This window comes from Stenotrophomonas sp. YJH_SMC_40, assembly GCF_059368615.1.
Genome location: NZ_JCAFRX010000010.1, coordinates 106,303 through 128,543 on the forward strand (window position 1 = coordinate 106,303; position 22,241 = coordinate 128,543).

The 22,241-nt window shown below is 67.7% G+C and carries 22 protein-coding genes; 15 read left to right on the forward strand and 7 right to left on the reverse strand.

All coding sequences use genetic code 11. The features are described from left to right. Positions 1-64 precede the first annotated feature (64 nt). Positions 65-493 (reverse strand): DUF7832 domain-containing protein, encoded by a 429-nt coding sequence (locus AC5P6X_RS18130; RefSeq protein WP_062605400.1) that lies wholly within the window; start codon positions 491-493, stop codon positions 65-67. 67 nt (positions 494-560) lie between these two features. Continuing rightward, a complete protein-coding gene (locus tag AC5P6X_RS18135) occupies positions 561-1,346 on the reverse strand; it encodes a helix-turn-helix domain-containing protein (protein WP_329756964.1) in 786 nt (261 codons plus the stop codon). A gap of 77 nt (positions 1,347-1,423) precedes the next feature. On the opposite strand from AC5P6X_RS18135, the gene AC5P6X_RS18140 reads away from it, so the two are divergent. Then, on the forward strand, positions 1,424-1,678 hold the full coding sequence (locus tag AC5P6X_RS18140) for a hypothetical protein (protein ID WP_005414831.1): 255 nt from the start codon (positions 1,424-1,426) through the stop codon (positions 1,676-1,678). An 82-nt stretch (positions 1,679-1,760) separates the two neighbouring features. Here the strand turns inward: AC5P6X_RS18140 and AC5P6X_RS18145 are convergent, their stop codons facing one another. Beyond that, positions 1,761-2,765, reverse strand: a complete 1,005-nt coding sequence (locus AC5P6X_RS18145) for an energy transducer TonB (RefSeq protein ID WP_005414830.1) — start codon at positions 2,763-2,765, stop codon at positions 1,761-1,763. Between the two features lie 202 nt (positions 2,766-2,967). Beyond that, the gene (locus AC5P6X_RS18150) at positions 2,968-3,588 is read right to left on the reverse strand and encodes a TIGR00645 family protein (protein ID WP_012481561.1); all 621 of its coding nucleotides are present in this window, start codon (positions 3,586-3,588) and stop codon (positions 2,968-2,970) included. 112 nt (positions 3,589-3,700) lie between these two features. Here AC5P6X_RS18150 and AC5P6X_RS18155 point away from each other — a divergent pair, with 112 nt between their 5' ends. The 4 genes from AC5P6X_RS18155 (at position 3,701) to AC5P6X_RS18170 (ending at position 9,385) form a co-directional block, all read left to right on the forward strand. Beyond that, on the forward strand, positions 3,701-4,390 hold the full coding sequence (locus AC5P6X_RS18155; protein ID WP_005411553.1) for a glutathione binding-like protein: 690 nt from the start codon (positions 3,701-3,703) through the stop codon (positions 4,388-4,390). A gap of 162 nt (positions 4,391-4,552) precedes the next feature. Continuing rightward, positions 4,553-6,778, forward strand: coding sequence for a S9 family peptidase (locus AC5P6X_RS18160; protein ID WP_495215556.1), 2,226 nt, complete (start codon positions 4,553-4,555; stop codon positions 6,776-6,778). Positions 6,779-6,803: 25 nt separating this feature from the next. Next, entirely contained in the window at positions 6,804-7,319 is a 516-nt protein-coding gene (locus AC5P6X_RS18165) for a cytochrome c oxidase assembly factor Coa1 family protein (protein ID WP_005414826.1), read from the forward strand. Positions 7,320-7,585: 266 nt separating this feature from the next. Next, on the forward strand, positions 7,586-9,385 hold the full coding sequence (locus AC5P6X_RS18170; RefSeq protein WP_012481559.1) for a DUF885 domain-containing protein: 1,800 nt from the start codon (positions 7,586-7,588) through the stop codon (positions 9,383-9,385). A gap of 172 nt (positions 9,386-9,557) precedes the next feature. On the opposite strand, the gene AC5P6X_RS18175 is transcribed toward AC5P6X_RS18170, so the two are convergent. Continuing rightward, a complete protein-coding gene (locus AC5P6X_RS18175) occupies positions 9,558-10,016 on the reverse strand; it encodes a hypothetical protein (protein WP_005411549.1) in 459 nt (152 codons plus the stop codon). Positions 10,017-10,200: 184 nt separating this feature from the next. On the opposite strand from AC5P6X_RS18175, the gene AC5P6X_RS18180 reads away from it, so the two are divergent. From AC5P6X_RS18180 to AC5P6X_RS18195, 4 genes are all read left to right on the forward strand, one after another. After that, complete coding sequence (locus AC5P6X_RS18180) at positions 10,201-10,449, forward strand: hypothetical protein (protein WP_005411548.1); 249 nt, start codon at positions 10,201-10,203, stop codon at positions 10,447-10,449. Positions 10,450-10,571: 122 nt separating this feature from the next. Next, the gene (locus AC5P6X_RS18185) at positions 10,572-11,489 is read left to right on the forward strand and encodes a bestrophin family protein (RefSeq protein WP_005411547.1); all 918 of its coding nucleotides are present in this window, start codon (positions 10,572-10,574) and stop codon (positions 11,487-11,489) included. A gap of 19 nt (positions 11,490-11,508) precedes the next feature. After that, a complete protein-coding gene (gene hemB / locus AC5P6X_RS18190) occupies positions 11,509-12,498 on the forward strand; it encodes a porphobilinogen synthase (protein ID WP_057501007.1) in 990 nt (329 codons plus the stop codon). A 32-nt stretch (positions 12,499-12,530) separates the two neighbouring features. After that, complete coding sequence (locus tag AC5P6X_RS18195) at positions 12,531-12,800, forward strand: SHOCT domain-containing protein (RefSeq protein ID WP_049424121.1); 270 nt, start codon at positions 12,531-12,533, stop codon at positions 12,798-12,800. An 86-nt stretch (positions 12,801-12,886) separates the two neighbouring features. Here the strand turns inward: AC5P6X_RS18195 and AC5P6X_RS18200 are convergent, their stop codons facing one another. Further along, positions 12,887-13,750, reverse strand: coding sequence for a TolB family protein (locus tag AC5P6X_RS18200; RefSeq protein WP_329756961.1), 864 nt, complete (start codon positions 13,748-13,750; stop codon positions 12,887-12,889). Between the two features lie 48 nt (positions 13,751-13,798). Here AC5P6X_RS18200 and aroE point away from each other — a divergent pair, with 48 nt between their 5' ends. From aroE to dinG, 3 genes are all read left to right on the forward strand, one after another. Beyond that, on the forward strand, positions 13,799-14,644 hold the full coding sequence (gene aroE / locus AC5P6X_RS18205; protein WP_329756960.1) for a shikimate dehydrogenase: 846 nt from the start codon (positions 13,799-13,801) through the stop codon (positions 14,642-14,644). A 3-nt stretch (positions 14,645-14,647) separates the two neighbouring features. Continuing rightward, the gene (locus AC5P6X_RS18210) at positions 14,648-15,001 is read left to right on the forward strand and encodes a hypothetical protein (protein ID WP_005411542.1); all 354 of its coding nucleotides are present in this window, start codon (positions 14,648-14,650) and stop codon (positions 14,999-15,001) included. A 167-nt stretch (positions 15,002-15,168) separates the two neighbouring features. Further along, positions 15,169-17,271, forward strand: coding sequence for an ATP-dependent DNA helicase DinG (gene dinG / locus AC5P6X_RS18215; RefSeq protein WP_088436052.1), 2,103 nt, complete (start codon positions 15,169-15,171; stop codon positions 17,269-17,271). 130 nt (positions 17,272-17,401) lie between these two features. Here the strand turns inward: dinG and ilvD are convergent, their stop codons facing one another. After that, positions 17,402-19,240, reverse strand: coding sequence for a dihydroxy-acid dehydratase (ilvD, locus tag AC5P6X_RS18220; RefSeq protein ID WP_065183892.1), 1,839 nt, complete (start codon positions 19,238-19,240; stop codon positions 17,402-17,404). A gap of 457 nt (positions 19,241-19,697) precedes the next feature. Between ilvD and AC5P6X_RS18225 the strand changes: the two genes are divergently transcribed. Genes AC5P6X_RS18225 through AC5P6X_RS18235 form a run of 3 tightly spaced genes read left to right on the forward strand, consistent with a single transcriptional unit; the run spans position 19,698 to position 22,103 of the window. Continuing rightward, the gene (locus tag AC5P6X_RS18225) at positions 19,698-20,270 is read left to right on the forward strand and encodes a DUF1190 domain-containing protein (RefSeq protein ID WP_005414818.1); all 573 of its coding nucleotides are present in this window, start codon (positions 19,698-19,700) and stop codon (positions 20,268-20,270) included. Between the two features lie 7 nt (positions 20,271-20,277). Further along, complete coding sequence (locus AC5P6X_RS18230; protein WP_329756959.1) at positions 20,278-21,456, forward strand: glutathionylspermidine synthase family protein; 1,179 nt, start codon at positions 20,278-20,280, stop codon at positions 21,454-21,456. Beyond that, positions 21,456-22,103, forward strand: coding sequence for a hypothetical protein (locus AC5P6X_RS18235; RefSeq protein ID WP_099605386.1), 648 nt, complete (start codon positions 21,456-21,458; stop codon positions 22,101-22,103). Before AC5P6X_RS18230 ends, AC5P6X_RS18235 begins: the two co-directional genes overlap by 1 nt. Positions 22,104-22,241 lie beyond the last annotated feature (138 nt).

A 22,241-nucleotide genomic window follows, 5' to 3' on the forward strand; every position in this document is an offset into this window, starting at 1 on the left:
GATAGCGCCGGGGTGTGCCCGGCGGTTATGAAACGAGGCCCGGTCAGTCCGGGCCTCGTTGTTTTCAGGATTGCGTTGCCTGCCAAGTGGCGAAGCGCTGGGCAATCACCGGCGCCAGGCGGTCGAAGTTCTCCCAGGTATCGGCGACGTGGTACAGATCCGGGACATTGGCGCCCAGCTGTTCCTCATAGTCGTCCAGGTACTGGCCATTCTCGAGGTCGTAGTACGCAGCGGTGAACGTGTTGGCTTCATCACTGATCAGATCGTCGACGAATTTGCCGTCGCTGCACTCCAGCAGGAACAGGCCTGGCGTCGTCCTGCGTTCCAGCAGCGCTTGCAGGTCTTCTTCTGCGTCTTCCGCGAGTTCCGCGCTTGCCATTCCCTGTAGCAGCAGCCACGCCAGGTACATGCCAATGTGAGTAGCCCCAGCCTCTGCAGGAAGATCCGTGGGGAAATCACCGCCGGAATGCCAGCTGGCGTCGTCGTACTTCATCTGTTCTTTCCTTGAGATCGACAGCGAGCTTAGGAGGTGCGGAAAGGCGGCGGTAGTGCCGAATGCGTCAGTCCTTTCCATACCGCGCAGGCGTCACCCCCATCTCGCGCTTGAACACGGCGATGAAGGCGCTGGGCGTGTCGTACCCCATCGACAGCGCGACGCTGATCACCGGCTCGCCGGACAGCAGGCGTGGCAGCGCCAGCAGCACCCGCAGGCGTTGCCGCCACTGGCTCAGCGTCATGCCGGTCTCGGCCAGCCAGTGGCGGGCCAGGCTGCGGCCGGACAGGCCACTGCTGGCGGCCCAGTCCTCGACGCTGCGGTTGTCGTGCGGCGCGCGAGACAGCGCGGCGGCGATCCGGCCCAGGCGCCGGTCACGCGGTTGTGGCAGGGCCAGCGGCAGCGGCGTGCTGGCGGCAATCTCATCGGCGATCACGCCGGCCAGGCGTGCCTGCGCAGCATCCAGTGGCGCATGGGGCCACTGCAGCGCACGTGCTGTCGCCGCCTGCAGTAGCGCATTGGGCTGGAAGATGCGTGGTGTGGCGGGCAGACCCAGGCAGGCCTCCGCGTTGAAGTACAGGCTCCAGCCATTGAACCCGTCTGCGCCCAGCAGCGCGTGGGGCAGCAAGGGCGGTATCCAGGCGACGTGACCTGCGGGCAGCAGCCAGTGCAGGTCGTCGGCGGCGATCCGCAGCAGCCCCTGGTACGCACCCAGCAGCTGCCCACGCGCATGCCGGTGGCGGGCCGTGCGACGCTTGCCGAGCTGGTGCAGCCGGGCCGCCAGCACCACCGGTCCATCGGTGGCATCGGCCAGCGCGGGGTCGAGCAATGCCGCGGTTGTCTGATCTGCCATATCGATTGGCAGTTATACGGCAGAAACGTCGCCTCCGGGCCCCGACACTGGGGCCCACTTCAACGGAGCGCTTCCCCATGCAGCCACACGACATCCTCCCCGACCATCAGAACGACGTGCAGGTGAACGGCCTCACCGTGCGCAAGGGCAGTGTCGGCGCCTTCCTGGCCAGCGTCCGTGACTGGCAGGATCCCGCCAGCGATGTTGCCACCCGTTCCACTGCCGAAGCCGACCTGCGTGCGCTGCTGCCGGGCCTGCACGCGTTGGGCCTGTTCCAGGTGCTGACGGCGCGCGATCCGGCACTGCAACACCTGATCGATGGAGCGGCCTGAAACGGACAAGGCCCGGACATGCCGGGCCTTGGCGTCATTGCAGGGGCAGAAACGACTTAATCCCCTCCGTCCCCTTTTTCGTTCAGTTGTTGCCCGGCGCGAACACCAGCGTACGGCGGGTGGTCACCGGCGCGCTGACCGGCTCGAAGCGCCAGCGCTTGACCGCGTTCAGGGCTTCACGGTCGAACACGCGTCCCGGCGTCGCGCGCAGCACGCGAGCGTTCACCACCGAGCCGTCAGTGCCGACGGTGATCTCCACCAGCACTTCGCCGGAGGTTCCCGAACGCAGCGCTTCGCCCGGATAGCGCGGCGCCGGTGTGCTGACCGGGCGCAGGGTGGGCGCTGCCGGTGCGGCGGCCTGGCGTGCGGCGCTGGCCTGCTGGGCGGCAGCCTGCTGCTGCTTCTGCTCGGCCTCGCGGCGGGCGGCGGCCTGGCGCTCGGCTTCCTGGCGCTCGTTGTCGCGGCGCGCGGCATCCTGCTGCGCGGCAATCTGCTTGGCGGCGTCGGCTTCCTTGGCGCGCTGCTCGCTCAGGCGCTGCTGCTCGGTCTGCTGCTTGCTGCGGTCCTCGGCGTCCTTCTTGGCCTTCTCGGCTTCCGCTTCGGTGCGCTTGGCTGCGTTCTGCACGCCCTTGGCCAGGCCGTCCTTCAGGCGCGGCAGGGCCGGCGCGGATGCATCCACCTTCTCGATCAGTGCCACCAGGCGCTGCGCTTCGGTGTAGTCCTCGCGGCCCAGGTGTTGCTCGGCGGCGATCAGGGTGTACGGCAGCAGGTCGGTCAGTGCGCTCTTCACCGAGGCGTCGTCCGGCGTCTTGTCACGCAGGGCGAGGTAGTACTCGATGGCGTTGTCGCCGGCCGGTGCATACATGCGGTTCTCGCGCAGCGCCTGGCTGGCCGACTCGCGCAGCTGCTCGGTGCCCATGGACTGCACCTTGGCAGCAACCGCCGGTGCGGCGGGTGCGGCAGCGGCAGGCGCCGTGGCGGCAGCAGGCGCTGCGGATTCTTCCTTGCCCGAGCAGGCGGCCAGTGCCAGTGCCAGGGCAACCGGCAGCCACCGGCGCGCGGCGGTGATCGTTGAGACGTGCGACATCCTGCTCCCCTCTAGAAGACGACGTGACGTAAATCATTGATACGCATGGCCGGGACCTGCGGTCCGGGCGCGGCAGGGTGACGTTTCCCGACGCCACCGCCGGCAACGGCGAGGGTGCAATCTAGCATCCCGGCCACCGCCGCGCACAAGGGACGGTGGCCGGAATGGGGCAGCGGCGGTCAAGCCGCTGGCGGCGGCGACCTCAGTGGTCGTGTGCCTTGTCGTGCGACCTGCTGTGGCTGTTGGACATCAGCTTGTCGGTCCAGGCAATGCCGATCGCCGACAGGATGAACACGCAGTGGATGATGGTCTGCCACAGCACGCCATCCTGGGTCAGCATCGAGCAGCGGGCGACACCGATGTTGGCAGCGGCCACGCTCATCTGCTCCGGCGTGCACAGCGGGATGCCGCCAAGCGCACCGCTGGCGATGAAGGTCTTCAGCAGGTGGATCGAGGAGATGCCGATGATCGCCATCGCCAGCTTCACCTTCAGCACGCTGGCATTGACGTGGCTCAGCCATTCCGGCTGGTCCGGGTGGCCTTCCAGGCGCAGGCGCGAGACGAAAGTCTCGTAGCCACCGACGATCACCATCACCAGCAGGTTGGAGATCATCACCACGTCGATCAGGCCCAGCACGATCAGCATGATCTGCTGCTCGCCCATCGACACCGAGTGCGAGATCAGGTGCCACAGTTCCTTGCCGAACAGGAACACGTAGACGCACTGCGCCACGATCAGGCCCAGGTACAGCGGCAGCTGCAGCCAGCGTGAGGCGAAGATCAGCGTGGACAAGGGGGAGAGCGGCGGGCGGTTTGCACTCATGCGAGGGATGCTGCGTTGCGGGGGAGAGGCGAGGTTACCGGCCCGCCATGACGGTGCCAACCCAACTCACGCACTAGACTTCAGGTTCCTTTCCGCACCCCGAGCCGCCGCCATGATCGACCTGTATTACTGGCCCACCCCGAACGGCCACAAAGTGACCCTGCTGCTGGAAGAAACCGGCCTGGAATACCGCATCCACCCGGTCAACATCGGCTCGGGCGACCAGTTCAAGCCGGAATTCCTGGCGATCTCGCCGAACAACAAGATGCCGGCCATCGTCGACCAGGCCCCGGCCGATGGCGGTGCTCCCCAGAGCGTGTTCGAGTCCGGCGCGATCCTGCTGTACCTGGCCGAGAAGACCGGCCGCTTCCTGCCCAGCGACCCCCGCGGCCGCGTCACCACCCTGGAGTGGCTGTTCTGGCAGATGGCCGGCCTGGGCCCGATGAGCGGCCAGATGGGCCACTTCAACGTATACGCGCCTGAAAAGATCCCGTATGCCATCGAGCGCTATGACAACGAAGTGCGCCGCCTGCATGGGGTGATGGACAAGCGCCTGGCCCAGCACGCCTTCCTGGCCGGCGACGAGTACACCATCGCCGACATGGCCAGCTACCCGTGGATCGGCGCCTACGACAAGCTGCCGGTGGATTTCACCGCGTTCCCGAACCTCAAGCGCTGGCATGAAGCCATTGCCGCACGCCCGGCCACCCAGCGGGCCTATGCCCTGCGCCAGCAGGTGAACCCCAACGCCGGCAAGCCGCTCAGCGACGAAGAGCGCAAGCACCTGTTCGGCCAGCGCTGACCGCCTCGGGGTCGGATCCCTTTGCAGCGCAAAGGGCTCTGACCCCAGCACCAGGCCATGGGCAGAAGGTCATGCTGCCTTCCCGCACGGGCTTGGTTAGGATGGGGGACGACCGCTCCGCGTCCATCGCGGGGGCGGACCTGCCGTTTGCCGGGATCCTCCATGCGCCACCTGTTCGCTTCGCTCGCCCTCATGCTCGCCACCAGTACCGCCGCCCACGCTGAAAAGCTGACCCTGGAAGCCATCACCGGCCCGTTGCCGTTGTCCGGCCCGACCCTGATGAAGCCGAAGGTGGCGCCCGACGGTTCGCAGGTCAGCTTCCTGCGCGGCAAGGACAGCGACCGCAACCAGCTGGACCTGTGGACCTACGACATCGACAGTGGCCAGACCCGGTTGCTGGTTGATTCCAAGGTGGTGCTGCCCGGCACCGAGACCCTCAGCGACGAGGAGAAGGCCCGCCGCGAGCGCCAGCGCATCGCCGCGATGACCGGCATCGTCGATTACCAGTGGTCGCCGGACGCGCAGCGCCTGCTGTTCCCGCTGGGCGGCGAGCTGTACCTGTACGACCTCAAGCAGCAGGGCCAGGCGGCGGTGCGCCAGCTGACCCATGGTGAAGGCTTCGCCACCGACGCCAAGCTGTCGCCCAAGGGCGGCTTCGTCAGCTTCATCCGCGGCCGCAACCTGTGGGTGATCGACCTGGCCAGCGGCAGGCAGCTGCAGCTGACCCGCGACGGCAGCACCACCATCGGCAACGGCGTTGCCGAGTTCGTCGCCGACGAGGAAATGGATCGCCATACCGGTTACTGGTGGGCGCCGGACGATTCGGCGATTGCCTTTGCCCGCATCGACGAATCCCCGGTACCGGTGCAGAAGCGCTACGAGGTCTATGCCGACCGCACCGACGTGATCGAGCAGCGTTATCCCGCCGCCGGCGATGCCAACGTGCGCGTGCAGCTGGGCGTGATCGCACCGGCCGCCGATGCGCAGCCGCGCTGGATCGACCTCGGCAAGGAACAGGACATCTACCTGGCCCGCGTGGACTGGCGCGATGCGCAGCACCTGAGCTTCCAGCGCCAGTCGCGTGACCAGAAGCAGCTGGACCTGGTGGAAGTGGCACTCGACTCCAACCGCCAGCGCGTGCTCGCCCACGAAACCAGCCCGACCTGGGTGCCGCTGCACAACAGCCTGCGTTTCCTCGACGATGGCAGCGTGCTGTGGTCGTCCGAACGCACCGGCTTCCAGCACCTGTACCGCATCGACAGCAAGGGCAAGGCCACCGCGCTGACCCACGGCAACTGGCCGGTGGACGAGCTGCTGGCGGTCGATGAAAAGGCTGGCAAGGCCTACTTCCGCGCCGGCATCGAGACCTCGCGCGAAAGCCAGATCTACGCGGTGTCGCTGCAGGGCGGTGAGCCACAGCGCCTGTCGAAGGCGCCGGGCATGCACAGCGCCAGCTTCGCCCGCAATGCAAGCGTCTATGTGGACAGCTGGTCCAACAGCACCACGCCGCCGCAGATCGAACTGTTCCGCGCCAATGGCGAGAAGATCGCCACCCTGCTCGAGAACGACCTGGCCGATCCCAAGCATCCGTATGCGCGCTACCGCGATGCGCAGCGCCCGATGGAGTTCGGCACGTTGATGGCTGCCGACGGCAAGACCCCGCTGAACTACAGCCTGATCAAGCCGGCCGGCTTCGATCCGTCCAAGCGCTACCCGGTGGCGGTGTACGTCTATGGTGGCCCGGCCAGCCAGACCGTCACCGACAGCTGGCCCGGCCGTGGCGACCACCTGTTCAACCAGTACCTGGCCCAGCAGGGCTACGTGGTGTTCTCGCTGGACAACCGTGGCACCCCGCGCCGTGGCCGCGACTTCGGTGGTGCGCTGTATGGCAAGCAGGGCACGGTGGAAGTGACCGACCAGCTGCGCGGCGTGGCCTGGCTGAAGCAGCAGCCATGGGTGGACCCGGCGCGCATCGGCGTGCAGGGCTGGTCCAACGGCGGCTACATGACCCTGATGCTGCTGGCCAAGGCTTCGAACCAGTACGCCTGTGGCGTGGCCGGTGCGCCGGTGACCGACTGGGGCCTGTACGACAGCCATTACACCGAACGCTACATGGACCTGCCGGCGCGCAATGAAGCGGGTTACCGCGAAGCGCGCGTGCTGACCCATATCGATGGCCTGCGCTCGCCGCTGCTGCTGATCCACGGCATGGCTGACGACAACGTGTTGTTCACCAATTCGACCAGCCTGATGAGCGCGTTGCAGAAGCGTGCACAGCCGTTCGAGCTGATGACCTACCCGGGTGCCAAGCATGGCCTGTCCGGCGCCGATGCCCTGCATCGCTACCGCGTGGCCGAAGCCTTCCTGGGACGTTGCCTCAAGCCCTGATCCAGAAACGGGAAGGAGCCCGCCGATGACCCTGCCACCGCCGATTCCCGCCCATGACCCGGCATCCGCCGGTTGGTGGTGCCGCCACTGGCGCTGGGCGATGCCGTTGATGGTGGTGCTGGTGCTGGGTGGTGCAGGGGGTGTGGTGACCTGGAGCGTGCTGCGCTGGAGCGAGGCGGCACGCGAGAGCCCGCCGATGCGCGAGGCGCTGCGGCGGGCGGGCTGCAGTATTGAACTGGTGGAAGCGTTCGGTGAGCCGTTGAACATCGAGTCGATGCCGCTGGGCAGCATGCAGACGGCGATCAACGGCCAGCGTGATGTCGGCCTGACCGTAGCCCTGGAAGGACCGCATGCGCACGGGCGGTTGTTCGTGCAGGGTACCCGTCGCGATGACGTGTGGGACTACCCGGTGATGTACGTGTTGGGCGAGGACAAGCAGACCTTCGACCTGACGGCGCTGGATGACGACGAGGCCGCGCAGGAGTGCGAGCTGAAGGCCTGCCGTGATCGCGGCGAATGCCCGCTGACCGCCGTGCTGTGACCTCCGGGCGCAGGCGACTGCGGGACGTCGACTGGGTAGAGTCGACCGGGTAGGGTCGACCGGGTAGAGTCGACTGTCAGTCGACTGCTCTTCGATCAGACAGCGAAAAACCCCGCGCTGCGCGCGATGGTCGACTGACAATCGACTCTACTCCCGCCAGGTTTCCGCGGAGCCCGGCTGCACAACCAGCCCGCCATGACTTCCCACCGATTGTCGCCATCGCCGTGAGCGCGTAGGGTGCGGGCAACCCTTTGCTGGAGTGTCCCATGAAGCCGATTGCGCTCGCCGTTGCCCTGGCCCTGACTGCCGCACCGCTGCTGTCCGCACCACCGGCGCTGGCGGCACCCTCCGCCAAGGCCGCCACCCCGGCCAGCCCGGCCTGGGTCGCCCGCAGCAATGCGCTGGCGCAGATTCTGCTGGACGCCCAGGGCCCGTTCCAGCCGGAGGAAACCGGCTTCTTCGGCGTGCCCGGCTACGACGACAAGGTGGCCGATCTCGGCCCGGACAACGGCAAGCGCTACCGCGCTGCCATGGCCAAGGCACGTGACGAACTGAAGGCAAAGCTGGCCGTCGAGAAGGATCCCAATGTCCGCCAGGACCTGGAGATCATGATCCACGCCGCCAGCCAGAACATCGAAGGCAGCGAGCTCAACGAGAAGTACCTGCTGCCGTGGAGCGATGCGCCGCAGACCGTGTTCAGCGGCCTCAACCTGCTGCTGTCCGACCAGGTGCCGGCCGAGCGCCGGGCCAAGGCGGTCGACCGGCTCAAGGCCTATGCCGGCCTGCAGCCGGGCGGCACCGCCTTCACCACGCTGGCGCGCCAGCGCTACGAGGAACGGCTGAAGGACAGCAGCCTGTTGCAGCCGACGAAGATTGAAGTGCAGCAGTCGCTGGACAACGTCGAGACCTACATCACCGGTATCGAGTCGCTGCTGAAGAAGTACCAGATTGCCGGCGCCGATGAAGCAATGAAGGCGCTGGCCGGGCAGATGAAGGACTACGCCGCCTGGACCCGCAAGGAGGTACTGCCGAAGTCACGTGCCGACGCACGCCTGCCGGCGCCGTTGTACGCCTACCAGCTCAAGCAGGTCGGCATCGACATCGACCCGAAGCTGCTGATGCAGCGCGCGCAGCTGGAGTTCATGGAAACCCGCTCGGCGATGCAGCAGCTGGCACCGCTGGTGGTGAAGGACAAGGGGCTGAAGGTGGCCGACCCGAGCGATCCGGTGGCGGTGATCCGCGCGCTGAAGGCCGACAAGATCGCCGACGATCATCTGGAAGGCCACTACCGCAAGGTGATCGATGCGATCGATCCGCTGATCCGCGAGCACGCCATCGTCGACGTGCCCAAGCGCGCCATGCAGATGCGCCTGGGCTCGGCCGCCGAGAGCGCGGCCAGCCCGGCCCCGCACTTCCTGCCGGCCCCGCTGGTCAACAACACCGGGCAGCAGGGCACCTTCGTGCTGCCGCTGGGCAACCCGGCAGCGGGCCCGGGCGCGCAGTACGACGACTTCAACTTCGGTGCGGCAGCATGGACGCTGAGCGCGCATGAAGGCCGCCCCGGCCACGAGCTGCAGTTCACCGCGATGGTCGAGCGTGGTGTGTCGCTGGCACGCACCATGTTCGCGTTCAATTCGGTGAACGTGGAAGGCTGGGCGCTGTACGCCGAAGCTGAGATGGTGCCGTACGAGCCGCTGGACGGGCAGATGATCGCCCTGCAGTTCCGCCTGCTGCGCGCCGCGCGCGCGATGCTCGACCCGATGCTCAACCTCGGCCTGACCGACCGTGCCAACGGCGAGCGCGTGCTGATGGAGCAGGTCGGCCTGTCCAAGGCGATGGCCACCCAGGAACTGGACCGCTACATGGTGCGGATGCCGGGCCAGGCCGGTAGCTACTTCTACGGCTACACCCGCATCCTGGAACTGCGCATGCAGACGGAACTGGCGCTGGGTGCGAAGTTCGACCGCTTGGCGTTCAACAACTTCCTGCTCGACCAGGGCCTGCTGCCGCCGGACCAGCTGGCCGACGCGGTGAACAAGGTGTTCGTACCGAAGTACAAGCGCTGAGCATCACCGGGTAGTGCCGGCCGCTGGCCGGCAACCGGTGTTGGGAGATGCCGACCTTGGTCGGCGCTGTGGGTTCGTGCCAACCAAGGTTGGCACCCACCAGAGCGATGTGTTGGCTGTTGCAGGGATGTGCCGGCCAGCGGCCGGCACTACCTGCGGTGACGCTGCTGCGTCACCGCTGCGGGGTAATCACCTGTGTCGGCAACCGCGCCGGCGGTGCCGGATTCGGCACCCAGATCGCGACGCCTGCGGCGCGCTTCTGCGTGGTCGGAATCCCGATGCCGACGCCACCACCGACGTGCGAGCCGAACGTGCCCGCGCCCACCGACATGCCTACCGGCGAACCGCTGCTGCCCACGCCCATCAGCACCACGCCGTTGGCGCCCAGCGCTGCGGCTTCACGCTTCAGGCGGGCCACGGCGGCGTCGGTCTGGCCCTGGGTGCCGAAGCCGACGGCGGAAGACGATTCCAGCTGGGCGATTTCCTGGGAGCCGGCCGGTGGCGTCGAATAGATCTGCACCAGCGCCGGATCGATCGGTGCGCGCGCGCGGCCCAGCATCACCTTGGAGGTGCTGGCACAGCCGGCGGCGACCAGCAGCGTGGCCGCCAACGCGGCCCAACGGATGTTCATGGCACTTCCCCTGCAGGACTGGTTGCGATGATCGGCGGGCCACTCTGAATCGGCGCCAACACCCGGGCCGGGGCACGCACGACAGCACGCTAGCACGGGTCGGGTGACAGCCCCGCCAATGGCAGTAGGCGGCGGCAACGGGAACGATTATGGTGGGGCCAGGAACCAACTGCGGGAGAGCGGCATGGGTGTGATCAGTCTGTTGTGGGGCGTATTGGCGCTGTTGTGGATGATCCTGGCGTTGATTCCGCTGCTGGGCTGGGGCAACTGGTTCCTGATCCCGTTCGCCGCGGTCGGTGCGGTGATCGCCGCGCTGGGCATCCTGTTCACCCACCCGAGCAAGCGTGGCCGGGCGTGGGCCGGGTTGGTCCTGAACGGTATCGTGGTGGTGGTCGGCATCCTGCGTCTTGGCCTGGGCGGCGGCGTGGTCTGAGCCCGGTCCCGGGTGCGACAGGGCGTCGCAGGCACACGGCCGATGGCCGGGCGGGGGCGTACAATGAATGGCTGCGCGAGCCCCCCGCGTGCCTGTGAATCCGCGCCCCGCGCGGCTGCCCCATGATCATCCGACCCCGTCCCCACGGCTGGCAACTGCTGTACATCCTGCGCGGTTCGATCGTCAAAGCGATCGCGCCGAAGGTGCTGGCCATCCTGATCCTGTCCATCGCCGTGGCTGCGGTGGTCGAACTGGCGCCCCCCACCGGCATCGAACGCGTGTCGGTGACCCCGTTCACCCTGCTTGGCCTGGTGCTGTCGATCTTCCTCAGCTTCCGCAACAGCGCCTGCTACGACCGCTGGTGGGAAGGACGCAAGCTGTGGGGCCAGCTGGTCTACGAATCGCGTTCGCTGGCGCGCCAGGTAAACCTGCTGCTGGCCGACGACGCGGGCCGTCGTCGTCGCGTCGCCTACCTCACCACCGCGTTCGCCCATGCGCTGGCGGCGCGACTGCGTGGTCGCATCGTCGCCCTGGCAGCACTGCCGTGGCTGGACAAGCGCCAGCGCGAACAGCTGGGCCAGCGCGAGAACGTGCCCGATGCACTGCTGGCGATGATCGCGGCCGAACTGGCGCATGCGCTGCGCGCCGGCCAGCTCGAGCCCATCCTCTACACCCAGCTGGAAGAGCGCCTGCACGCGATGTCGTCGATCCAGGCCGGCTGCGAGCGCATCCTCACCACGCCGCTGCCGTTCGCCTACACCCTGCTGCTGCACCGCTGCGCATGGATGTTCTGCGTGCTGCTGCCGTTCGGCCTGGCCAGTTCGCTGGGCTGGGGCACGCCGGTGCTGTCGGCGGTGCTGGCCTATGCCTTCTTCGGCCTGGACCAGCTGGGCGAAGAAATGGAAGACCCGTTCGGCCTGGAGCCGAACGACCTGCCGCTGGACGCGCTGGTGCGCACGATCGAGATCGACCAGCTCGACGCGCTCGGCGAACGCCCATTGCCCGAACCCCTGCTGCCGCAGGGTTACCTGTTGCAATAGCCACTCCTCGGAGCCTGCCATGTCCCACCCGCTTTACCGCCCGCGCCGCATGCGCCATGACGAGTTCTCACGCCGCCTGATGCGCGAGAACACGCTGACCACCGACGACCTGATCTACCCGGTGTTCGTGCACGAACTGGCCGGCCGCACCGCAGTACCGTCGATGCCGGGCGTGGAGCGGCTGTCGATCGAAGAACTGCTGAAGGTGGCCGAAGAGGCGCTGGAACTGGGCATTCCGGTAATCGACCTGTTCCCGGTGATCGACCCGTCGCTGAAGTCGCTGGATGCATCGGCGGCGTGGGCCGAAGACGGCCTGGCGCAGCGTGCGATCCGCGCGCTGAAGTCGCGCTTCCCGGAGCTGGGGGTGATGACCGACGTGGCGCTGGACCCGTACACCACCCACGGCCAGGACGGCATCATCGACGACAAGGGCTATGTGCTGAACGACATCACCGTCGACGCACTGGTCAAGCAGTCGGTATCGCACGCCGAGGCCGGCGTTGACATCGTTTCGCCGTCGGACATGATGGACGGCCGCATCGGCGCGATCCGTCGTGCGCTGGATGCCGACAACCACATCAACGTGCGCATCATGGCTTACTCGGCCAAGTACGCCTCGGCGTTCTACGGTCCGTTCCGTGATGCGGTGGGCAGCGCCGCCAGCCTCGGCAAGGCCGACAAGAAGACCTACCAGATGGACCCGGCCAACGGCGACGAGGCCCTGCGCGAGATCGCGCTGGATCTGGAAGAGGGCGCCGACATGGTGATGGTCAAGCCGGGCATGCCGTACCTGGACCTGGTGCGCCGTGTGAAGGAGAAATTCGGCGTGCCGACCTTCGCCTACCAGGTGAGTGGCGAGTACGCGATGATGAAGGCGGCCTTCGCCAACGGCTGGCTGGACGAGCGCGCCTGCGTGCTGGAGTCGCTGCTGGGCTTCAAGCGGGCCGGTGCCGATGGCGTGCTGACCTATTTCGCGCCGCAGGTGGCGCGATGGCTGCGCGAGCGCTGACAATAGCGCCACGATAGACGGAGGAATACGCGATGGGACCCGAACTGGGATGGATGCAATGGCTGATCTGGGGCATCGGTACGCTGGTGTTCGGCGCCATCATCGTCGGTGTCTTCATCGCCGCCTGGCGGGCTGGCAAGCGCCCGCCGGAGCAGCTCTCCGCCGCCCGCCACGTGGCCCGTGAGCAGGCCCTGCCGGACAGCGTGCAGGCCGAGCTGGCCGCGCTGAACCAGCGCAAGGACAACGGCCAGTTGAGCGAAGTGGAGTACGAGCAGTTGCGCGCCAAGGTGTTGTCGCGCTGACCGGGCGTGCCAACCTTGGTTGGCACTTTCCTGCATGCCAACCAAGGTTGGCATCTACCAAACGACTATCCACGCATGGCGTGGATCTACCGGATACACCCGGCCATCGCCGCCACCTTCGGCACCGCCAGCCGGTACACATCCACGCCACCGGCACGTGGCGCCTTCGCCGCACTGCTGGCGACCATCATCTCGCCCGGCTTGGCGTTGTCGATCACCGGCGCGCCGGTCCAGCCGCCGGCCTGGTTGAACGACAACCCCAGCGGCTGCAGCGCCGCGCCGCTCCATGCACAGCCGCTGCTCCACACCTGCGCGGTCGTGCCGCTGCCGCGACTGAACACCACAGCGCCGTCATTGCCCAGCCAGTCACCGTCGGTCTCGTCGTCGGCGCTGTTCAACGCGCTCAGTGCGGTGGCCGGGCCACGCAGTCCCTGGGCATCCAGCGTTGCCACGAACAGGTCCCAGCCGGCGCCACCGCCCTGCTGGCGGGCAAACAACAGCCGCTGGCCATCCGCGCTCAGGGCCGGTCCGCGCTCTTCCCGGCGCCCGCCATCGCCGGCCAGGGTCTGCGCGCTGCCCAGCCGGCCATCGGCGGCCAGCGCGGCCCGATACAGCGCCAGCTTGCCCTCGCGGCCGGCCGCGAACAGCAGCCAGCGGCCGTCACGGCTGAAGTAAGGATCTCGGGCCTCGCCGGCCATGCCTACCGGCAGTGCCTGCGCCTGCTGCCAGCGGCCGTCGACCACGCGCGCCTCCCACAGGCCCCAGCCGGCTTCGCTGCGGCGGGCGAAAACGATGCGCTGGCCATCGGCGCTGATCGTGGCGCGGCCCTCGTCGGCACGGGTCGAGACCACGCCCATGCCTTCGATGCCGTACTCGTTCAACGCCATCGCCACGGGGGCAGAGAGTAGACTGGCGGCAAGCACCAGCAGGGGCAGGGTGATGCGCATCATCCGGGTCCGTGCACGAAAGAGCATCAGTCTAGCCAGCTTGAGGATTCCATGACCGACCGTTACGCCGTCTTCGGACACCCCGTTGCCCACTCGAAGTCGCCGCAGATCCACGCGACGTTCGGTCGCCAGGAAGGCATCGCGGTGGATTACCGCGCGATCGACCTGGCCCCGGATGCGTTCCTTGCCGGCCTGGAGGCCTTCGCCGCCGACGGCGGTGTCGGCGCCAACGTCACCTCGCCGCACAAGGAGGCCGCGTTCTCGGTGTGCACCACCCTGACCGCACGCGCGCGCCGCGCCGGTTCGGTCAACACGCTGCTGCGCAAGGGCGACCGCTGGCATGGCGACACCACCGACGGCATCGGCCTGGTGCGTGACCTGACCGACCGCCATGGCCTGGACCTGCGTGGCCGCCGCATGTTGCTGATCGGTGCCGGTGGCTCCGCGCGCAGCGTCGCCCCGGCGCTGCTTGATGCCGGCATCACCGAGCTGGTGGTGGTCAACCGCACGCCGGAACGCGCCGATGAACTGATCGATGCGATGGGTGAGCCGGGTCGCGCGATCAGCCGCTACTGGGAAGACCTGCGTGATCTGGGTGACTTCGAACTGATCGTCAACGCCACCTCGGCCGGCCGCGACCGTGACGTCGAGTTCAAGCTGCCGCTGTCGCTGGTCAACTCGATGACCACCGCCGTCGACCTCAACTACGGCGAAGCGGCGATCGCCTTCCTGGCCTGGGCGCGCGCCGCGGAGTGCCGCAATACGGTCGATGGCCTGGGCATGCTGGTCGAGCAGGCCGCTGAGAGTTTCCAGCAGTGGCACGGTGTGCGCCCGCAGACCGACGAGGTCTACCAGTCGCTGCGCCAGGGCTCGGCCGTGCTGGCCGGCGAGGACTGATCGATGGACGGCACAACCCTGCTGGTCACGGTGCTGAGCATGGTGGGCGTGCGCCTGCCGGTGCTGATCGCGCTGTGCGTGGGCCTGGTCTGGGTGGTCGGCGCACCGCGCGATGCCACCCGCACCGGTGCCCTGGTCGGCCTGCTGCTGTTGCTGCTGGCCAGCCTCGGCGGCATGGCGGCGGGCATCCTGCCGATGTGGATGGTCCGCAGCGGTGATTTCAGTGCCGTGTCGAGCTTGAGTGCCATCCTCGGCGTGCTGCATTTCGCGCTGGCGATGGTCGAGGCCATCGGTGTGGTGCTGGTGGTGTGGGCGCTGGTGCGCCTGCTGCGTACCCGTACGCTCCCGGCCGCCTGACCGGTCGCGCCGGGCCATGCCCGGCGTATCTGCCCCTGGGATGGTCCGGCCATTGGACCGGGACCGCCAGCGGGCGTCGTCGCTGGCCCGTTCAGGGTCCCAGCGGCGGTGAATGCGGCCGGCCATGCGACAATGCCCGGCCTGATCCAGCTACGGTAATTCCCGGCGTGACCGAAACCGTCGCCGCTCCGCGCACCCTCGATGACACCTTGAAGGACGCGATCCGCAAGGCGTACACGACGCTGCAGGCCAATACCCCCGGCTTTTCCACCCGTCGCTCGCAGAGCCAGATGATCGGCGTGGTGTCGCGTGCGCTGTCGAAAAGCGGTGGCGTCGGCGTGGTCGAGGCGCCCACCGGCGTCGGCAAGAGCCTGGGCTACCTCACCGCAGGCGTGCCGATCGCATTGGCCAGCAAGAAGAAGCTGGTGATCAGCACCGGCACCGTGGCGCTGCAGTCGCAGCTGGTCGAGCGCGATATCCCGAATTTCCTGAAAGCCACCGGCCTGGAGGCGACCGTGGCGCTGGCCAAGGGCCGTACCCGCTACCTGTGCACGCGCAATGCCGCCGAGGCGCAGGGCGAGGGCTCGCAGGGCGGCATGTTCGAGGATGACGCGCCGCTGTTCGACCGGCCGCTGGCGCCGATCGAGATGGACATCGCCAAGCGCCTGACCGACGCCTTCACCAGCGGCAGCTGGGATGGCGATATCGACAACGCACCGGAGACGATCAGCCCCGGCCTGCGCAGCCGCATCACCACGCCGGCCTCGGGTTGCGCGGGGCGCCGTTGTGCGTACTCGGCACAGTGCGCGGTACTGCGTTCGCGCAACACCGTGCGCGATGCGCAGATCGTGGTCACCAACCACGCGCTGCTGCTGTCGGCGCTGTCGATCGGCGACAGCGACAACGGCCAGCCGTTGATCGCACCGCCGTCGGACATGCTGCTGGTGCTGGACGAAGGCCATCACATCGGCAATGTGGCGATCGACCAGGGCGCGGCCAGCCTGGCGCTGGACGAGATGGCCAAGCGTACCGGCCGCCTGCAGATCCTGATCGCCGGCGCCTACCGCGCGGTCGACAAGGATCGCCTCGGCAACCTGCTGCCGAACGAAGCGATCGAGGTGGCCAGCAACGTGGCCAAGCAGCTGCGCGCGTTCCGCGATCATATCGAGCGCGTGTGGATGCCGGCGCCAGCCGATGAGGAACCGATGTGGCGCGCCGCCAATGGACGCCTGCCCGAGGCCTGGCGCGAGCCGATCGAGGCGTTGGCTGACGATACCCGCAGCCTCTACAACTGGGCGCACGCCGCCACCGCCCAGGTAGCCAAGGGCAAGCCGGACGATGCCGCGCGCGAGCGCCTGCAGCGCAACCTGGGCATGGCGCTGGAGATGATCGAGCAGCAGTACAACCTGTGGCAGGCCTGGCGCCGCGAAGACAAGGACGGTGCGCCGCCGATGGCGCGCTGGGTCACCGCCACCCGCGACGGCGATCTGGTGCTGCACGGCTCGCCGGTTTCGGCCGCGCACGTGCTGCGCAAGCTGCTGTGGGATGAAGTGGACTCGGTGGTGATGACCTCGGCGACGCTGACCGGCGGTGGCGACTTCCAGTCGCTGGCGATCGACAACGGCATTCCGGAAGAGGCCGAGATGGTCTCGCTGTCGTCACCGTTCGACCTGCCCAACCAGGCCGAACTGATCGTGCCGAAATTCCCGGTCACCCCGGACGACCGCGAAGGCCACCCGCGTGAAGTGGCGCGCTATCTCGACACCGAACTGGACTGGGCCAAGGGCTCGATGGTGCTGTTCACCTCGCGCTGGAAGATGGAGAAGGTGGCTGGGCTGATGTCGGCCGCGCGCCGCAAGCAGGTGCTGGTGCAGGGCGAGATGTCCAAGACCCGCCTGATTGACGAGCATCTGCGCCGCGTGGCGGCGGGTGAAGGCTCGGTGCTGTTCGGGCTGAATTCGTTCGGCGAAGGCCTCGACCTGCCAGGTGAAGCCTGCACCACGGTGGTGATCACCCAGGTGCCGTTCGCGGTGCCGACCGACCCGCAGACCGCCACCCTCAGCGAATGGTTCGAGGGGCGCGGGCTCAATGCGTTCAACCTGATCGCCATTCCGCATGCGCTGCGCACGTTGACCCAGTTCGCCGGCCGCCTGATCCGCACCTCCACCGACACCGGCCGCGTGGTCATTCTTGATTCGCGGCTGCTGACCCGCCGCTACGGCAAGCGCATCATCGACGCGCTGCCGCCGTTCAAGCGCGTGATCGGCTGACCGGTAGTGCCGGCCGCTGGCCGGCAAAAAGGGGACGGAGGGAATTAAGTCGTTTTAGGCACAAACGACTTAATTCCCTCCGTCCCCTATTCCCAGATGCCGGCCAGCGGCCGGCATTACCGTATGGCGGTCAATCGCCCAGAAGTGCGGTGTTGCGTACGGCACCCTTGTCGGCGCTGGTGGCGAGCAGTGCATAAGCCTTCAGCGCGCTGGTGACCTTGCGTGGGCGCGGTGCGCGCGGCTTCCAACCACGCGCATCGGCGTCGCTGCGGCGCTGGGCCAGCACGGCCTCGTCCAGCAGCAGGTCGATACGGCGGGCAGGGATGTCGATGCGGATGCGGTCGCCATCTTCCACCAGGCCGATGACACCCCCGCTGGCGGCTTCCGGCGAGACATGGCCGATCGACAGGCCCGAGGTGCCGCCGGAGAAGCGGCCATCGGTGAGCAGTGCGCACTGCTTGCCCAGCCCCTTCGACTTCAGATAGCTGGTCGGGTACAGCATTTCCTGCATGCCGGGGCCGCCCTTCGGGCCTTCGTAGCGGATCACCACCACCTCGCCCGGCTGCACTTCGTCGGCGAGGATGCCGGCGACGGCGGCGTCCTGGCTTTCATAGACGCGCGCGGGGCCTTCGAACACATGGATCGACTCGTCCACGCCGGCGGTCTTCACCACGCAGCCATCCACGGCCAGGTTGCCGCGCAGCACGGCCAGCCCGCCTTCCAGCGAATACGCATGCTGCAGCGAGCGGATGCAGCCCTCGGCGCGGTCTACGTCCAGCGTCGGCCAGCGCGTGGCCTGGCTGAAGGCCTCCTGGGTGGGAATGCCGGCCGGGCCGGCCTTGAAGAAGGTGTGCAGGGTGTCGTTGTCACTGCGCACCACGTCCCAGCGTTCCAGTGCTTCGGCCAGGCTGGCGCTGTGCACGGTCGGCACCGTGGTTTCGAGCAGGCCGGCGCGGTCCAGTTCACCGAGGATGCCGAACACACCGCCGGCGCGGTGCACGTCCTCGATGTGGTACTTCGGTGTGTTCGGCGCCACCTTGCACAGCTGCGGCACGCGCCGCGACAGCGCGTCGATGTGGGTCAGGTCGAAGTCGACCTCCGCTTCCTGCGCTGCGGCCAGCAGGTGCAGGATGGTGTTGGTGGAGCCGCCCATGGCGATGTCCAGGGTCATCGCATTGGCAAACGCCGCCTGGGTGGCGATGCCGCGCGGCAGCGCGCTCGGGTCCTCGCCGCCATACCAGCGATGGCAGAGTTCGACGATCAGGCGGCCGGCACGGCGGAACAGCGCCTCACGGTCGGCATGGGTGGCCAGCGTGGTGCCGTTGCCCGGCAGCGACAGGCCCAGTGCTTCGGTCAGGCAGTTCATCGAGTTGGCGGTGAACATGCCCGAGCAGGAGCCGCAGGTGGGGCAGGCGCTGCGTTCGAACGCTGCCACCTTCTCGTCGGAAGCGCTGTCATCGGCAGCCACCACCATCGCATCGACCAGGTCCAGCTTGTGCTCGGACAGCTTGGTCTTGCCCGCTTCCATCGGTCCGCCGGAAACGAACACCACCGGGATGTTGAGGCGCAGCGCTGCCATCAGCATGCCGGGGGTGATCTTGTCGCAGTTGCTGATGCACACCAGCGCGTCGGCACAGTGCGCGTTGACCATGTACTCCACGGCGTCGGCGATGATCTCGCGGCTGGGCAGCGAATACAGCATGCCGTCGTGGCCCATCGCGATGCCGTCGTCCACGGCGATGGTGTTGAATTCCTTGGCGACGCCGCCGACCTGCTCGATCTCGCGCGCGACCAGCTGGCCGAGGTCCTTCAGGTGCACGTGGCCGGGCACGAACTGGGTGAAGGAGTTGGCGATGGCGATGATCGGCTTGTGGAAGTCGCCGTCCTTCATGCCGGTGGCACGCCACAGGGCGCGGGCGCCGGCCATGTTGCGGCCGGCGGTGGAGGTGCGGGAACGGTATTCGGGCATGGCTGGCGGAACGGGCGGGCCGTACGACGTGGGGGTCAGCCGATCATGGCCAATTTTTTCGGTTGCTGCTGCAACCACCGGGGAGAGAGCGGCAGGGCTGCGCCCTGCACCCGGGGTAGTGCCGGCCGCTGGCCGGCAACCTCAACAGCAACAGCTGGGCTATCCGTGGGATGGCGGGGTGGGTCCGGCTGCGGGGGACGGCGCAAGTACGTCCATGTAGCCTCGGTCGCGCCATCCATGGCGCTCACGCCCCCGCAACCGGACCCACCCCGCCTTCGACAGTTTCCTGCGATCTGACGGGGTCGGATCCCTTTGCTGCGCGACGGGCTCTGACCCCCGATTGCTGATTGGAACGACGAAAATGAAAGTCCGTTCATCTTTCGGACTTTGCCGATTCCGGTTGCTGGCCCGGATTTGGCATCATTGGGGCATTGATCCGTCGACAGGGCATGAGGCCATGAAACGTTCCCGCACCACCGCGCTGCTGCTGATGAGCGCCGCGCCGCTGCTGTTCACCGCCTGCCAGAAGGAGCCGGAGGTGAAGGTGCAGGAAGGCCTGTACACCTCGGTCGAGGCCTGCACCGAGGCCACCGGCGATCCGTCGTCGTGCCGCAATGCCTTCGCCGAAGCGCAGAAGCAGGCCGCCGATGCGGCGCCGAAGTACGCCAGCAGGGAAGCCTGCGAGAAGGATTACAAGCCGGAGCAGTGCGTGCAGCAGCACACCTCGGCCGGTACCTCGTTCATCGGCCCGATGATGATGGGCTTCTTCATGTCGCAGATGCTGAGCAACCGCGGAGGCCTGGCACCGCAGGCACCGGCGTCGGCGCCGGCCTACCAGGACAAGAATGCGGGTTGGGCGCGCCCGGCACCGGGTGGCACTGGTGGCCTGAACACCGCCAGCGGCATCGGCGCGGGCAAGGCCGGCCTGGCCCCGGTCACCAGCGAACCGAACCGTGCGGTCACTGCCAGCCGTGGTGGCTTCGGCAACAGCAGCGCGCGCCGCAGCAGCAGCGGCAGCTACGGCGGCTGATCGACCCATGCAGCGCATCCGGATTGCCGAGCGTGCCCAATGGCGGGCGCGCGCGGAAGAGGCGGGTTTCCGCTTCCACACCATCGACGGCCAGCCCTACTGGGACGAAAGCGTGTACTACGCGTTCACCCTGCGCCAGATCGAGCAGGACATCGAAGACCCCAGCGCCGAGCTGCACCAGATGGCGCTGGACCTGGTCGGCGATGTCATCGCCAGCGAACGATTGATGGACCAGCTGGCGATTCCGCCGCATTACCGCGACTGGATCGCCGACAGCTGGCGCCAGCGCCAGCCGCATCTGTACGGTCGCCTGGACCTGGCCTACGACGGTACTGGCCCGGCCAAGCTGTACGAACTGAACTACGACACGCCGACCTCGCTGTTCGAGGCCAGCTTCTTCCAATGGCAGTGGCTGGAAGACCAGCGCAACGCCGGTCGCCTGCCGCAGCACGCCGACCAGTTCAACGCGATCCACGAAGCGCTGGTCGAGCGTTTCGGCGAACTGGCCACGCAGCTGCCACCGCCGCTGTATTTCAGCGCGGTGGGCAGTTCCGAAGAAGACCGCGGCACCGTCGACTACCTGCGCGACTGCGCCTCGCAGGCCGGCCTGCATGGCCAGGCCATCGCCATCGAGGACATTGGCCTGTCCGAGGACGGCCGCTTCACCGCGCTGGACGATTCGGTGATCGGCACGCTGTTCAAGCTGTACCCGCTGGAAGACCTGATGGCCGAGGAATTCGGCCGCGCGCTGCCCGGCTCGGGCGTGCAGCTGCTGGAGCCGGCGTGGAAGGCGGTGTTGAGCAACAAGGGCATCCTGCCGCTGCTGTGGCAGCGTAACGTGGGCCATCCGAACCTGCTGGAAGCGCATTTCGATGACGGCAGCACGCTGGCGTCGGGCTGGGTGCGCAAGCCGCTGTTCTCGCGCGAAGGCGCGAACATCGAGATGCATCTGGCCGATGGCAGCACCCAGCGCAGCGACGGTCCCTACGATGGCCCGGCGATCATCCAGCGCGCCCATCCGCTCACCCGCTTCGAAGGCGGCTATCCGCTGATCGGCAGCTGGGTGGTGGGTGACCACGCCTGCGGCGTCGGCATCCGCGAAGACGACAGCGCGATCACCCGTGACAGTGCGCGCTTCGTGCCGCATGCGATCGTTGACGAGGCGCCGACGCGGATCTACGTCTGATGGCGGTGCGGCGTTGGCCTGGCCGGCATGGGCGTTCTTCGCCCGTGCCTGGCCGGCACTTCGATGACGGGCGCAGCCTGCAGGCCTTCGCGGACCGTGTCGCGGTGCGTTGCCATCGCTGCGACGCCCCCGGCTGGGTGGTCGCCAGCTGGGAACCCTACCGGTGGACCGCGCGATTCCGCTGCACCGGCTGCAGTTCTGCACTGGACAGTGGTGACTGGGTCGGTGCGGTCTACATGCTGGGCCGCCAACCTTGTGGATTCTGTGGGCATCAGTGGCTGCACGTGCGTCGTCGGGTTCCCGCTGGCGTTCCTGCACCGGCGTCCTTCGCTGCTCGATGTGCGCAATGTGATCGCAGTACCGATGTTTCGGTCTCGGTGCGTCCATTGCGTGATGCCGAGCCTACCGATCCGCACTTCGGATTGCCGCTGTGCCTGGTCGAACAGACCCGCGCAGGCCTGCTCTGGGCCTATAACGCTGAACATCTGCACGCATTGCACGAGTACGCGAGCGCGACATTGCGCGAAAGCCGCGGCCATCACCGATCCATGTTCTCGCGCCTGCCGCAGTGGATGAAGCTGGCCCGCAACCGGGTGCTGCTGCAGCGTGCGGTGGAGCGATTGCAGCGGCGATTGCTGCAGGGGTAGTGCCGGCCGCTGGCCGGCAACCGTTGCTGGTAGATGCCGACCCTGGTCGGCGCTGGGGGTTTCGTGCCAACCAAGGTTGGCACCCACCAGAGCGATGCACCGGTTGTTACAGGGGGTAGTGCCGGCCGCTGGCCGGCA